Here is a 12,614-nt window from a genome sequence, read left to right on the forward strand (position 1 = left end):
GCGGGTTGGCGATTGAACCCGGAATCTCGAGCTTGTTGAAAGCCGACGCAAGACAACATCGAGATTCCGGGTTCACGGCCTGTCGGCCTTGCCCCGGAATGACGTTGTGGTGAGGCAAATGCCTGCACCGTCTCACCAGTCCGGCCGCCGGATCTGTCTTCGACCGTCACGTGGCCGGCTGATCGAGATAGTAGCGCAGCAGCGCCTCACCGGGCTCGGACAGCCACTCTGCCGCACCGGTCACATCGCCTTCGATCAAGCCGCTTATCCCGATCAGATAGGTGATCGGCATCGCCGGCGTGGCGAAGACGGAGGCGTCGGCATTGGCTGGATTGGTCGCCTGCGCATGCGGGTCGGCGAAGGACAGACGGGGCATCGCGACCGTTTCCGCGTATCGGCGGATGGTCTTGATGTCGCGGCGGTCGGTGCAGATGGTCCAGACGTCGAGCGCCGGCATCCGGACGCGGTCCAGTGCGGCGAGCGTCGGCAGGTCGGTCTTGCAGGCCGCGCACCACGTCGCCCACAGGTTCACCAGCGTGACATGGCCTGGCTTCGGCGCGAGCGTCACGTCCTTGCCGCTCAAGTCCTGCAGCTTCAACGGCGGCAGCGGATTGCGCGGCCGCTCGACGATGAACTGGCTGCGGCCGCTGCGGAACAGCGGCGGCCTCGGATCATCAGCCGCGGCGCGGACGCGCGGCGAGGATACAAGGAGGGCGGTGGCGGCTCCCAGCAGCGCTGTGCGGCGCGTGAGGGCGCTGAAGGAAACAGTCTCAGCCATGGATGTAGGCCCAGCCCTTGCGCTGCAACTCGACGACGCGGCCGATGCCGAATGGCACGAGCTTCGCGCCCTCGATCAGCTCGATCATCAGATTCTCCTTGCTCTCGGCGATCGCCTTCGACGAGGCGCACATGCTGAAGCCGATATGCGGATACATCTGGCGCAGTGCGGCGATCGGCTCCTTCAACGGAGATTTGTCGGCGCGGAAGACATCGATGCCGCTGCCGTTGGCGACGACCTCGATGATGGGCGTCTGTCCGAGGCTGGCGAAATGCCGCGTGAGATTCCCCGAATAGCTGATGGCGTGGCCCATCACGTGCGGATCATTGCGATCGATCAGGATGACGATGCCGGCGCGATGCTGGGCGACGGCCGGCACGGCGGGGGTTGGAGTGCCGAGGGCCGTCGCGCCAGCGACGAAGCCGCGACGGGAGAGATCTTGAACGGGTTCGCTCATCGCTGCTTTCTCGTCGCAAGGGAAACCGTCGGCCGTGGCGATTCCAAGGCCGGTGGTTGCCGGGTCAGTTGCGCGGCCGGATCGGCGCCTTGTTGTTGCGGCCCCACAGCACGAACAGCGACAAGGCGAGCAGCAGGATATTGAGCGGGGTGACGGCGGCCTCGCCGCGGGAAAGATGAAAGGCGAGGGCGAACACCTGGAGCGTGGCGCAGCCGAGCGCGGCGAGGACGGTCAGGCGCGGCATGATGCGGGTTAGCGACGGCAGGATGATGCCGAGCGCGCCGGCGAGATCGACCAGCCCGATCGCGCGCACGAAAACCTCGGAATACTCACCTGCCCACGGCATCATCGCCGCAAGCTGCGGGATCGGCGTGAACAGCTTGGTCAGGCCGGCTCCGCCAAAGGCCACGAAGATCAGGGCCTGTGCGGTCCACAGGCCGATGCGCAGCGCGAGCGAGGGCCGAAGCGGGGTGAGATCGGTGGTCGATGCAGTGGTGGACACGATGGAAGTCTCCAAACGAGTGGGGGCTGGTCGGCGCAGGTTGATGATTTCTTCTGGATTGATCATTATGCCTCCCGTTGAGAAATCATTTCTTGCTGGTTGATGATCAATGGACTCCCTCGTCAGCATCCGGGTGTTCTGCCAGGTCGCCGAGCTCAAGAGCTTCGCTGCGGCGGCCGAGCGGCTGAGCCTGTCACCCGCCATGGTCTCCAAGCACGTCATGGAGCTGGAGCGGCGGCTGTCGACCCGGCTGCTCAACCGCACCAGCCGCCGCGTCGGGCTGACCGAAGCCGGTGTGGTCTATTTCGAGCAGGTGCGTCAGCTGCTGGAGCAGCTCGACGACGTCGAGGCTGATGTCAGCGAGGCCACCGTGCTGCCGCGCGGCACGTTGAAGCTCAGCGCCTCCGTGTGGTTTGCGAATTCGCTGTTCGCCGACGTGCTCGCCGCCTATCGCTCGCGCTATCCGGAGGTCGTGCTCGATGTCGACCTCAGCGGCCGGCTCGTCAATCTCATCGACGAGGGTTTCGATCTCGCGCTCCGCACCTCGGCCTCGCCCGGTGACGGACTGATCGCCCGTCCGCTACCCTCGATCCTGATGCAGTTCGTCGCTGCGCCACGCTATCTCGCCGCGGCGGGCCGGCCGACGGCGCTGGCCGATCTCAATGGCCATGCGTTCCTGAGATATGCGCTGATCCCCACGCGCGCGATGACGCTGCCTGGTCCCGACGGCGAGGTCATGCCGGCTTTCAAGGACGTGCTGATCAGCGGCAACGAAACGCTGCTTCACCATGCCGCCGTCGCTGGCATGGGCATTGCCGTGTTGCCGCGCTGGCTGATCATGGATGATCTCGCGACAGGCCGGCTCGAGACGGTGCTGCCGGAGGCGTTGACGCTCAAGGCGCCGCTGATGGCGGTCTATCCGAGCCGCAAATATCTCTCGGCCAAGGTCCGCACCTTCATCGACTTCATCGCCGCCGATCCACGCCTGAAGCAGGTCTCGGAAGGGCCGCCGCCTGCGATCGATACGATCAGGGCGCGCGGGCGGAAGCGGCGGAAGACAGGGGCGTGATGCGCGTGGCGGCCTTGGCAGCTCGCGATCTGAGCTGGGGTGTGCTCATCGCTGGCTATCAATTTCTACAAGTTCGACTCGATGTACAGCAGCATGATGTTGTTGAGCTCTCGCGGCAGTGAAGGTGCACCTCGCCCCGCCAGGGCGAAGCGAAGCTTCGCTAGGGCGGGGAGAGGTCGGATTGCATCGAAGATGCAATCCGGGTGACGGGGACAGGTCTCTCCACGAACACTTCCCGTGCGTCTGCTCACCCCAACCCTCTCAGCGCGAGCAAAGCTCGTTGCGGCCCCGTGACGAATGGGAAGAGGGAGCGCACCGATGGTGCCCCACGTTCACGGTCGCACGGCCGGCGCGTCCATCGTCATGCCGCGTGCCCGCGACATCAGATAGAGCTCGAGTGCGATCACGTCCGGCGCGTCGAAGTCGAAGGCTTGCGCGCGCACGCCGGTCATGCAGCCGCGGAGGCGGCGCTGCAGCGAGCCCATGCCCTGCCATTCCAGGCGATAGATCGGATAGCCGGTCGGCTGTCCCTGTGTGATCGATGAGCCCGCGAGATGCCTGTCCCAATTATCGTCGTGGCAGTTGGCGCAGGCGAGATTGAGCTGGCCCTGGCGCTGAAAGAACAAGTCGCGGCCGCGTGCGATCGAGGACGCCAGCCGCGGGTCGTTACCGGCGGTGATCGGCATCCCGCGCGATTGCTTCGCGATCAGCGCCGTCAGCGCCAGCAGCTCGCGGCTCTCTGCTGCGAACGGCGCGGCCTCCTGATGCTGCCTGCGGCAGAGATTGACGCGCTGGCCGAGATCGACCGGCACACCGCTCGCGGCATTGAAGGCGGGATAGCGCGCAGCGACGCCCTTCATGCTGACATCGACCGCGCCGTGACAATCGCCGCACGCCTTGTTGGCCGTGCCTGCCTTCGTCGTCCACAGCGCCTCGCCGTCGAGCACCGACAGCATCGCTGGATTGGCGGTGTCGTCGTCCTGCATCGCCTTGGTGTCCGACGACATGAAGTCATAGCCGGAGCGGCGCGCGGACTCTGCAATCTCGCCGGCCAGCACGGGCAAGGTCAGGGCGATCATCGTCATGACAGTGAGAAGCGCCGGCCGCATCAGTCGACCGTGATCGTCGCCGCGGCGGTAGCGACGAAGCCGTTGTCGCCGATCCACTCGAAGGCGAAGCGGCCGCTCTCGGTCGCCGTGGTGAAGAACGACAGGAACGGATTGGCGGCGATGGCCGGATAGAGGTCGGCGCGGAAGATCTCGGCGCCATTGAACCTGCAGGTGAAGCTCGTGATGATGTCACGGGGGATGGCCTCGCCTGCGGCCGTATGGCGATAGCCCGGCTCCATGACGTGGCTCATCAGCGTCTTGATCTCGATGACGGCGCCGCGCCTGGCCTTGGCGGGAACGTTGACGAGGGCGGCAGGCATCACGGCATCTCCTCGGTGCAGGCGGCCAAGGTCACGATGACGTCGACGCTCGCCGACCAGAACGTGCCGTCGGACAGTTTCGCGATCGCCACCACCTTCTGGGTGTCGGCGAGCCGGATGCGCGTCGTGACCTGGGCGCGGCCGGCGCTCGCCGTCAGGTGGAAACTGGCGACGTTGGGCTGCGGGTTCTTCTCGTTGAAGACGTGGATGCTCTTGACGAAATTGTCAGGCGTCATCGGGTGATCGACGCTGACCGTCATGGGCACGGTGTTGCCGTTCTCCACCAGCGGCGGGATGTCGAGCCGGACCTTGCCGACCGTCACCTTGGCCTCGCCGACGAGGTTGCGGATGGCGGACGCCAGCATCGCCGGCGTCGCCTGCGCCGGCCGGACCGTGATCAGCGGCAGCGCGCTGGCCGCGGTGAGCGTTCCCGCCAGTTGCAGCAAATGGCGGCGCGAGATGTGGGATCGTTCGAACATGCCGGTCATATGGGCTCACTCGCGCAAGGTCGCGAGATAGGCGACGATGTCTTCGATCTGCTCCGCCGACAGGATCGGCTTGTCGCGCCAGGCGGAACCGACGCGCGTCAGTCCGTCAATGCGATAATAGGACGGCATGATCGTTGCCGGATTGAGCCTGGAGGCATCGACCAGCCGCAAGCGGAGCTGCGGCATCGTCGAACGGCTGCCGGCGCCGGCAAGGCTGGGCGCGAGATCGCCCTGGAAGCGCGCTTCCGGGAACGGGCCGGAATGGCAGAGGATGCAGGTCGAGCTGCGTGCGAGAACGAGCGCACGGCCGCGCGCGGCGTCGCCGGGCTGGCCGGTGAGCGATTGCGCGATGCCGTCGCCGCTGATCGTATACGGCGCGAGCTGCTGCGCGGCGGCGGTCGCGGGCAGGGCGATGATGAGGATCGCGATGAACCGGCTAGCCGAACGCATCATGGGTCAGCGCCTTGAACCAGGCCGTTGTCGCCTCTGCCTCGTTGGCACGCGCCGCAGGTGGGGCATCGAGGGGGCTGGTCCTGCTGCCCTCCACCTCGGCGAACAGGTCTCCCTTCGGCTGATACACGCCCGACAACGAGAACGCGTAGTCCGGCGCGACGAGGCTGTAGCAGACGCCGGTCAGCGGCGGCGGCTCGATCCGACGTGCGATCAGGTCGCGCGCGATCACGGCCGCACAGGCTTTCCCCTGCGCCTGCGCCGCGCCGGCTGATTTCGGTATGCCGCCGCCGAGACAGGCGTCCCCGATGACGTGGACGTCGGGGACGAGCGTCGAGGCGAAGGTCGCGGCGTCGATCGGGCACCAGCCGGTGCGGTCGGCGGCGCCGGCGATCACGGCGATGCGGCCGGCCTTCTGCGGCGGGATGATGTTGGCGACATCCGGATTGTAGTTGCCGAACTCGGTGATCACGGTGCGCGTGCCGACTTCGACGCCGGTGACGCGGCCTCCTTGCGACAACGGGATGCGCTCGATCATCCCTGGGTAGAGCTCCTGCCAAGCCTGCTCGAACAGCTTCTGCTGCGAGAAAGTATCCTTGGCGTCGAGGATCAGCACCTTCGACTTCGGCTTGTGGGCCTTGAGGTAATGCGCGATCAGGCTGGCGCGCTCGTAGGGCGCCGGCGGGCAGCGCGACGGATTAGCGGGGACGGCGATCGCCACCGTGCCGCCATCCGGCATCGCCTCGATCTGCTTGCGCAGCAGCAGCGTCTGTTCGCCGGGCTTGTAGGCATGCGGCATGACCGTCGAGGCAGCCTCGTCGTAGCCTTGCAGGGCCGTGAAATCGAGATCGATGCCGGGTGCCAGCACCAGGCGGTCATAGGCCAGCGTGGCGCCGTCGGCGAGCGCCACCTTGTGTGCAGCCGCATCGATGGCGGTGGCCGCCTGTAGCACGACGCGCACGCCTTCGGCGGCGACCTTGTCGTAGCCGAACTGCTGCGCTGTGATATCGCGCAGGCCGGCAATGACCTCGTTGCTCAGGGGGCACGAGGTGAATGTCTTGTTGGTCTCCACAAGCGTGACGTCAAGCTTCGCGCCGGCCTGGCGCAGGGCGCGGGCGCAGCTCGCGCCACCAAAACCGCCGCCGATGATGATCACGCGCGCCGTCGTCTGCGCGCGCAGCACCGCCGGCGCGGCGAGCAGGGCTGCGCCCGCCGCGATCAGGCCGCCGACCTCTCTGCGGGTGCGCTGGCTCACTCTCATCCATTCAGAATAGCATGGCGGCGGCCATGGTTCCCAACGGCTGCCGCCACGCGGATCATGCGAAGGTGATGTTCTGGTCGCGCAGTGGCACCGAGCGGATGCGCTTTCCCGTAGCGGCAAAATACGCATTCAGCACCGCCGGCGCGGCGACGCCGATGGTCGGCTCGCCGACGCCGCCCCAGAAGCCGCCGCTCGGGATCATGATCGCGTCCACCTTCGGCATCTCGGCGATGCGCATCGAGTTGTAGGTGTCGAAATTGGTCTCGACGATGCGCCCGTCCTTCACGGTGCAGCCGCCGTAGAACAGCGCCGACAGGCCGTAGACGAACGAGCCGGCGATCTGCCGCTCCACCTGCGCCGGGTTGACGACATAGCCCGGATCGGTCGAGGCGACGATACGGTGGATCTTGATCTTGCTGCCGTCGATCACCGAGATCTCGGCGGCGCCCGCGACGTAGCTGCCATAGCCGTGCAGCTGAGCGAGGCCACGGTACACGCCGTCCGGCGCCGGGGTGCCCCAGCCGATCTTCTCCGCGACGGCGTTCAGCACCGCGAGATGCTTGGGATGGTCGGCCATCAGCTTGCGGCGGAACTCCAGCGGGTCCTGGCCGGCCGCATCGGCGAGCTCGTCCATGAAGCATTCGAGATAGATCGCGTTCTGGTTCACGTTGACGCCGCGCCAGAAGCCCGGATTGATGTGCGGGTTGCGCATCGAATGCTCGATCAGCAGGTTCGGCACGGAGTAGCCGATCGTCGCCTCGCCCGATGGCGCCAGCCCCTGGAAGGTCGCGGGATCCTTGCCGTTGACCAGCGCGTCGGGCCGCAGGCTGAACAGGATCGACTGGCCGGAGATGCGCATGTGCAGCGCCGTCAGATTGTTGTCGGCGTCGAAGCCGCCGGTCAGCTTGCACTGCGTGATCGGGTGATAGCGGCCATGCGTCATGTCCTCCTCGCGCGACCACAACAGCTTGATCGGGGTGCCCGGCATCTCCTTGGCGATCTTCACCGCCTGGCGGACATAGTCGGTCTGGCCGCGCCGGCCGAAGCCGCCGCCGAGGATCAGCTTGTGCACCTCGCATTTGTCGGCGGGCAGCCCTGAGGCTTCCAGCACTGCGGCGAACGCCGCCTCGCCGTTCTGCGTGCCGCACCACACCTCGCATCGCTCGGGCGTGTAGAGCGCGGTGGCGTTCATCGGCTCCATGGTGGCGTGGTTCTGATAGGGATAGTTGTAGGTAGCCTCGACCTTCTTCACCGCGCTTGCCAGCGCCGCCTTGGCGTCGCCGTTCTCGTTGCCGACGAAGGCGGGGCCGGACTCCAATCCTTCCGCGAGCCATTTGGCGATCGAGGCCGAGGAGACCTTGGCGTTCTCGCCTTCGTCCCACAAGATCGGCAGCGCATCGAGCGCGGTCTTGGCGTGCCACCAGGTGTCGGCGACCACGGCCACGGCGGTGCCGTCGATCGCGACCACCTTCTTGACACCCTTCATGCCGGCGATCTTGGCCTCGTCATAGCTCTTCAGCTTGCCGCCGGTGACCGGACAGTCCTTGATCGCGGCGTTGAGCATGTTCGGCAGCTTCATGTCGGCGCCGTAGATCATCGCGCCGGTGACCTTGTCGGCGGTATCGAGCCGTCTCACGCCCTTGCCGATCAGGGTCCAGTCCTTCGGATCCTTCAGCTTCACGTCGGCTGGCGGCGTCAGCTTCGCGGCGGCCTCGGCCACCTTGCCGTAGGTCGTGGTCCGGCCCGAGGCCTTGTGGGTGATGACGCTATTCGCAGCCGTGCATTCGGCCACCGGCACCTTCCACTCGTCGGCGGCGGCCTGGATCAGCATCATCCGCGCGGCGGCGCCGCCCTTGCGGACGTAGTCCTGCGACGCGCGGATGCCGCGGCTGCCGCCGGTGGAGAAATCGCCCCACACGCGCTTGCGGGCGACGTTCTGGCCCGGCGTCGGATATTCGGTCGTGACCTTGCTCCAGTCGCAAGCCAATTCCTCGGCGACGAGCTGGGCGAGACCGGTCAGCGAGCCCTGGCCCATTTCCGAGCGGGCGATGCGGATCACCACGGTGTCGTCGGGGCGGATCACGACCCAGGCGTTGACCTCGGGCGAGCCATCCGCGGCGCGCACGATCTGCGGCCCGCCGAAGGGAAGGTCGAGGCCGAGGGCGAGGCCGCCGCCGAGCGCGGCGGTGCCGATGACGAAGGACCGGCGGTCGAGGCGCGGCGTCACATGCTGGTTCATGCCGTCCTCCTCAGGCGTTGGCGGCGGCGTGGATCGCCTCGCGCACCTGCGCGAAGGTTCCACAACGGCAGATGTTGGTGATGGCGTCGTTGATGTCCTGATCGCTCGGCTTCGGATTGTCCTTGAGCAGTGCCGCGACGGCCATGATCATGCCGCTCTGGCAGTAGCCGCATTGCGGAACGTCGTTCTCCACCCAGGCCTGCTGCACCTTGTGCAGGCCGGTGTCGCTCGCGAGCCCCTCGATGGTGGTGATCTGCTTGCCCAGGGCCTCGGAGACGGTGACGCCACAGGAGCGCACGGCCGCGCCGTCGAGATGCACGGTGCAGGCGCCGCATTGTGCAATGCCGCAGCCATATTTGGTGCCGGTCAGTCCGGCGTTCTCGCGGATCGCCCACAGCAGCGGCGTGTCGGGCTCGACGTCCAGAGTATAGGATTGTCCGTTGATCGTGAGGTTTGCCATCGCAGATCCCTTTCGTTCAACGCGCCAGTTGAACAGAGGGCGGCACTGTGGCGCGAACGTTTGCATCCTTCAAATCAAGAATATGCGTTTGCCGCGCGCAGGATTTGTGATGGGCCCGGCTTGTAGTTGCGTCGGCTCATGGGCCGCGCGGCGGAGCGACGGCAAGCCGCAGGAAGCTCATCACGCTGCCGAGCGCGGCGAAACCGGCGCCGAGGGCCAAGGCAAGGGTGGCTCCTTGGTGCCCCGCAAGGCTGAAGCACAAGGCGGCGAGCGCCGCGCCGGTGGTCTGGCCGGTCAACCGGGCCGTGGCGACGATGCCGCTGGCGCCGCCGCTGCGGTGCGGCGGGGCGCTTGACATGATGGCCTTCATATTCGGCGCCTGGAAGAAGCCGAACCCGATGCCGCAGATCAGCATGCGCCAGACGATGTTCGCGATGCTCGGGTTCTCCGGCAACATGGCGAGCAGCGCCATGCCGGAGCCGAGCATCACCAGGCCGATGCCGCCGAGCAGGCCGGCGGGAAAACGGTCCGACAGCCGGCCGGCGATCGGCGCCATGATCGTGACTGCGAGCGGCCAGGGCGTCATGAAGAACCCGGTCTCGACCTGCGAGCGCTGGAGAATGTCCTCGAAATAGAACGGCAGCGACACGAAGCCGAGGCCCTGCACCGAGAACGAGCACACTGCGGTCGCGGCCGACAGCGCGAACACCCCGCGGCGGAACAGGTCGATCGGCAGCATCGGCGCCGGGTGGTCGGCCTGGCGGCGGGCCAGGATGACGCCGAGCACGAGCGCTGCGACCAGTTCGGCGACCACCATGGCCGGCGTCGCGCCGTGCGCGGCGCTGCCGATGCCGGTGATGAACAGGCCGAGGCAGAGCGCAGCGAGGGCGGCGCCGAGAAAGTCGAAGTCGTGCTCGGCGCGCGGCGTCCGCGGCAGCATCCTCATGCCGATCGCGATCGCGATCAGGCCGAACGGCAGGTTGATCGCGAACAGCCACGGCCAAGAGCCGAGCGAGAGAATGGCGGATGCGATCGTCGGGCCGAAGGTGAAGGAAATGCCGACGACGAGCGCGTTGTGGCCGAGGCCGCGTCCCAGCATCTTGCCGGGATAGACGTAGCGCACCAGCGCGGTGTTGACGCTCATGATGCCGCTGGCGCCGAGGCCCTGCAGCGCGCGGGCGATCACCAGCGTTGGCAGCGACCACGCCAGCGCGCAGCCGACCGAGGCCAGCGTGAACAGCAGGAGGCCGCCGAGATAGATGCGCTGATGGCCGACGATCTCGCCGAGCGCGCCGAGCGGCAATAGCGTGGCCACCAGTGCGATCTGGTAGATGTTGACCACCCAGACCACCTCGGCCGGGGAGACGTGGAGATCGGCCGAGATCGACGGCAGCGCGATGTTGGCGATGGCGACGTCGAGCGAGGCCATCGACAGCGCCGTGAAGATCGCGGCGATGGCCCAGGGCCGCTTGCCGGGCGGCAGGCCGTCGGTGGTGCCGTCGCCGGCGAGCTTCGAAGCGTGGTGGCGGTCGGACATGAGACCTTTGGAGACCTTCGGTTCGCGGGGCGCGTCCGGATCAGCGTGTACACGGGAGCAGGCGAGCGCCCCAGCCGTCGCGGGCGCATGGCGGTATGCGCCCGGTCGCAAGGAACGGGTCGAAGCCGGCTACACGCCCGGCCTTGCCAGCCGTTCGATCGTCTGGTTGTGCCGCGTCAGGAGCTCGCAGGCGTGGCCGATCTGGCGGGCGCGCAGGGCCTGCAGGATCAGCCGGTGATCCTGGTTGGTGCGCGGACGCCAGCCGGCATTGCGGGCCATCGCCAGCACCAGCCGTGAATTCGCCAGGCGCAATCCGTCGAGGCTCGCCAGCAGCCGCGGCATCGCGCAGGGCGCGACCAGCGCGCGGTGGAAGGCGCGGTTTGCGGTCTCGAACTCCTGGATGGTCTCGGCATTGTCGGCCTCGATCAGCGCGAGCTCGATCGCGGCGAGATGCGTCGGCGTGTAGCGCGGCGCGGCATTGCGCAGCGCGATCACCTCGAGCGCGACGCGCATCTCGACGATCTCCCTGGTCGACTTCGCATCGAGCGGCGCCACCCGCACGCCGCGCCGCGGTGCCGCGACCACGAGATACAGCGCCTCGAGCTGCCGAAATGCCTCGCGCACCGGCACGTGGCTGGATTTGAACTCGCGCGCGACGTGGTCCTGCCGCAGCGGCGCATCCGGAGGGAGCGCGCCACTGACGATCCGTTCGGTGATGGCCTCGGCGATGCGGTGGGCCGTGGTGAGATTCTCGTCCTGCATGGCGATAGATTATCTATCGAAAAAACCGATGCGAGGAAAGCCGCTGTGCCCTACGGTGCTTTAATACGGATTTTCATAGATAATATCTTTGAAAATCTATAATCCGCGTGAGGTGTCGAAATGCCCGTTCCAAGCAGCTTGTCCGATCGCCCCGACAACGACGCTGCCGTCCGTCACGACTGGACCCGGGACGAGGCCGAGGCGCTCTACGGCCTGCCATTTCCGGATCTGATGTTCCTGGCGCAGTCGGCGCATCGCCGGCAGTTCGATCCCACCCGCGTGGAGACCGCGAGCCTGCTCAGCATCAAGACCGGCGGCTGCCCGGAGGATTGCGGCTACTGCTCGCAGAGCGCGCATTACGACACCGGTCTCAAGGCGACGAAGCTGATGGACCGCGATGCGGTGGTCGCCACCGCGCGGCGCGCGAAGGCAGCGGGAGCCGAGCGCTTCTGCATGGCCGCCGCCTGGCGCAGTCCCAAGGACCGCGACCTCGATCAGGTCTGCGACATGGTCAGCGCGGTGAAGGATCTGGGCATGGAGACATGCGTGACTCTGGGCATGCTGACGCCGCCGCAGGCGCAGCGGCTGAGAGAGGCCGGGCTCGACTTCTACAACCACAATGTCGACACCTCGCCCGAGTTCTACGACCGCATCATCACCACGCGCACGCTGCAGGACCGCATCGATACGCTCGCGCATGTGCGCGAGGCCGGCATCAAGGTGTGCTGCGGCGGCATCATCGGCATGGGCGAGGAGATCGACGACCGGCTCGGCATGCTGGTGCTGCTCGCCAACCTCGCTGAGCATCCCGACAGCGTGCCGATCAACATGTGGAACGAGGTGAGGGGCGTGCCGGTCCACGAGACGGCCACGCGGCCCGATCCGATTGCGCTGGTGCGATTGATCGCGGTCGCGCGCATCCTGATGCCCCGGAGCGTGGTGCGGCTGTCGGCGGGCCGGCAATACATGAGCGACGAGCTGCAGAGCCTGTGCCTGCTCGCCGGCGCCAATTCGATCTTCATCGGTGACGTGCTGCTGACCACGGCCAATCCCCAGGCACAGCGCGACGCTGATCTGCTCGCGCGGCTCGGCATGACCTCGTCGCTGTCGGCGCGTCCGGTCGCACCGGCCGCCGCCAGCGAAAGCGCAGACGCATCGTCCCCGGCCTGATTCGAACCTCAT

General features: G+C 67.0%; 14 protein-coding genes. 2 read left to right on the top strand and 12 right to left on the bottom strand.

Annotation, left to right across the window (positions count from 1 at the left end; translation table 11 throughout):
- Positions 1-166 precede the first annotated feature (166 nt).
- From QW845_RS15755 to QW845_RS15765, 3 genes are all read right to left on the bottom strand, one after another.
- Positions 167-658, bottom strand: coding sequence for a TlpA disulfide reductase family protein (locus QW845_RS15755; RefSeq protein ID WP_315802548.1), 492 nt, complete (start codon positions 656-658; stop codon positions 167-169).
- Between the two features lie 112 nt (positions 659-770).
- Positions 771-1,235 carry a hypothetical protein gene (locus tag QW845_RS15760; protein WP_315802472.1) on the bottom strand — a complete coding sequence of 155 codons (465 nt, stop codon included), beginning with the start codon at positions 1,233-1,235 and terminating at the stop codon, positions 771-773.
- Positions 1,236-1,299: 64 nt separating this feature from the next.
- Positions 1,300-1,737 carry a DoxX family protein gene (locus QW845_RS15765; RefSeq protein ID WP_315802549.1) on the bottom strand — a complete coding sequence of 146 codons (438 nt, stop codon included), beginning with the start codon at positions 1,735-1,737 and terminating at the stop codon, positions 1,300-1,302.
- A gap of 109 nt (positions 1,738-1,846) precedes the next feature.
- Here QW845_RS15765 and QW845_RS15770 point away from each other — a divergent pair, with 109 nt between their 5' ends.
- Complete coding sequence (locus QW845_RS15770) at positions 1,847-2,806, top strand: LysR family transcriptional regulator (RefSeq protein WP_315802473.1); 960 nt, start codon at positions 1,847-1,849, stop codon at positions 2,804-2,806.
- Between the two features lie 332 nt (positions 2,807-3,138).
- On the opposite strand, the gene soxA is transcribed toward QW845_RS15770, so the two are convergent.
- The 9 genes from soxA to QW845_RS15815 all read right to left on the bottom strand — a co-directional run bounded on the left by soxA (position 3,139) and on the right by QW845_RS15815 (position 11,432).
- Positions 3,139-3,891 carry a sulfur oxidation c-type cytochrome SoxA gene (gene soxA, locus QW845_RS15775; RefSeq protein WP_409997917.1) on the bottom strand — a complete coding sequence of 251 codons (753 nt, stop codon included), beginning with the start codon at positions 3,889-3,891 and terminating at the stop codon, positions 3,139-3,141.
- A 23-nt stretch (positions 3,892-3,914) separates the two neighbouring features.
- Positions 3,915-4,235, bottom strand: a complete 321-nt coding sequence (soxZ, locus tag QW845_RS15780; RefSeq protein WP_315802475.1) for a thiosulfate oxidation carrier complex protein SoxZ — start codon at positions 4,233-4,235, stop codon at positions 3,915-3,917.
- Positions 4,235-4,714 (bottom strand): SoxY-related AACIE arm protein, encoded by a 480-nt coding sequence (locus QW845_RS15785; protein WP_409997918.1) that lies wholly within the window; start codon positions 4,712-4,714, stop codon positions 4,235-4,237. The genes soxZ and QW845_RS15785 overlap by 1 nt, the downstream gene beginning before the upstream one ends.
- A gap of 15 nt (positions 4,715-4,729) precedes the next feature.
- A complete protein-coding gene (gene soxX, locus QW845_RS15790; protein WP_315802477.1) occupies positions 4,730-5,176 on the bottom strand; it encodes a sulfur oxidation c-type cytochrome SoxX in 447 nt (148 codons plus the stop codon).
- Positions 5,160-6,428, bottom strand: coding sequence for an FCSD flavin-binding domain-containing protein (locus QW845_RS15795; RefSeq protein WP_409997919.1), 1,269 nt, complete (start codon positions 6,426-6,428; stop codon positions 5,160-5,162). The genes soxX and QW845_RS15795 overlap by 17 nt, the downstream gene beginning before the upstream one ends.
- A gap of 61 nt (positions 6,429-6,489) precedes the next feature.
- A complete protein-coding gene (locus QW845_RS15800; protein WP_315802479.1) occupies positions 6,490-8,673 on the bottom strand; it encodes a xanthine dehydrogenase family protein molybdopterin-binding subunit in 2,184 nt (727 codons plus the stop codon).
- A gap of 10 nt (positions 8,674-8,683) precedes the next feature.
- The gene (locus QW845_RS15805; protein WP_315802480.1) at positions 8,684-9,133 is read right to left on the bottom strand and encodes a (2Fe-2S)-binding protein; all 450 of its coding nucleotides are present in this window, start codon (positions 9,131-9,133) and stop codon (positions 8,684-8,686) included.
- A 136-nt stretch (positions 9,134-9,269) separates the two neighbouring features.
- The gene (locus QW845_RS15810) at positions 9,270-10,670 is read right to left on the bottom strand and encodes an MFS transporter (protein ID WP_315802481.1); all 1,401 of its coding nucleotides are present in this window, start codon (positions 10,668-10,670) and stop codon (positions 9,270-9,272) included.
- Positions 10,671-10,799: 129 nt separating this feature from the next.
- Positions 10,800-11,432, bottom strand: a complete 633-nt coding sequence (locus QW845_RS15815; protein WP_315802482.1) for a GntR family transcriptional regulator — start codon at positions 11,430-11,432, stop codon at positions 10,800-10,802.
- Positions 11,433-11,552: 120 nt separating this feature from the next.
- Here QW845_RS15815 and bioB point away from each other — a divergent pair, with 120 nt between their 5' ends.
- The gene (gene bioB / locus QW845_RS15820; protein ID WP_315802483.1) at positions 11,553-12,602 is read left to right on the top strand and encodes a biotin synthase BioB; all 1,050 of its coding nucleotides are present in this window, start codon (positions 11,553-11,555) and stop codon (positions 12,600-12,602) included.
- The last annotated feature ends 12 nt before the right edge of the window (positions 12,603-12,614 follow it).

Origin of the sequence: Bradyrhizobium sp. SZCCHNS3002 (assembly GCF_032377435.1) — a bacterium.
Classification (GTDB): Bacteria; Pseudomonadota; Alphaproteobacteria; order Rhizobiales; family Xanthobacteraceae; genus Bradyrhizobium.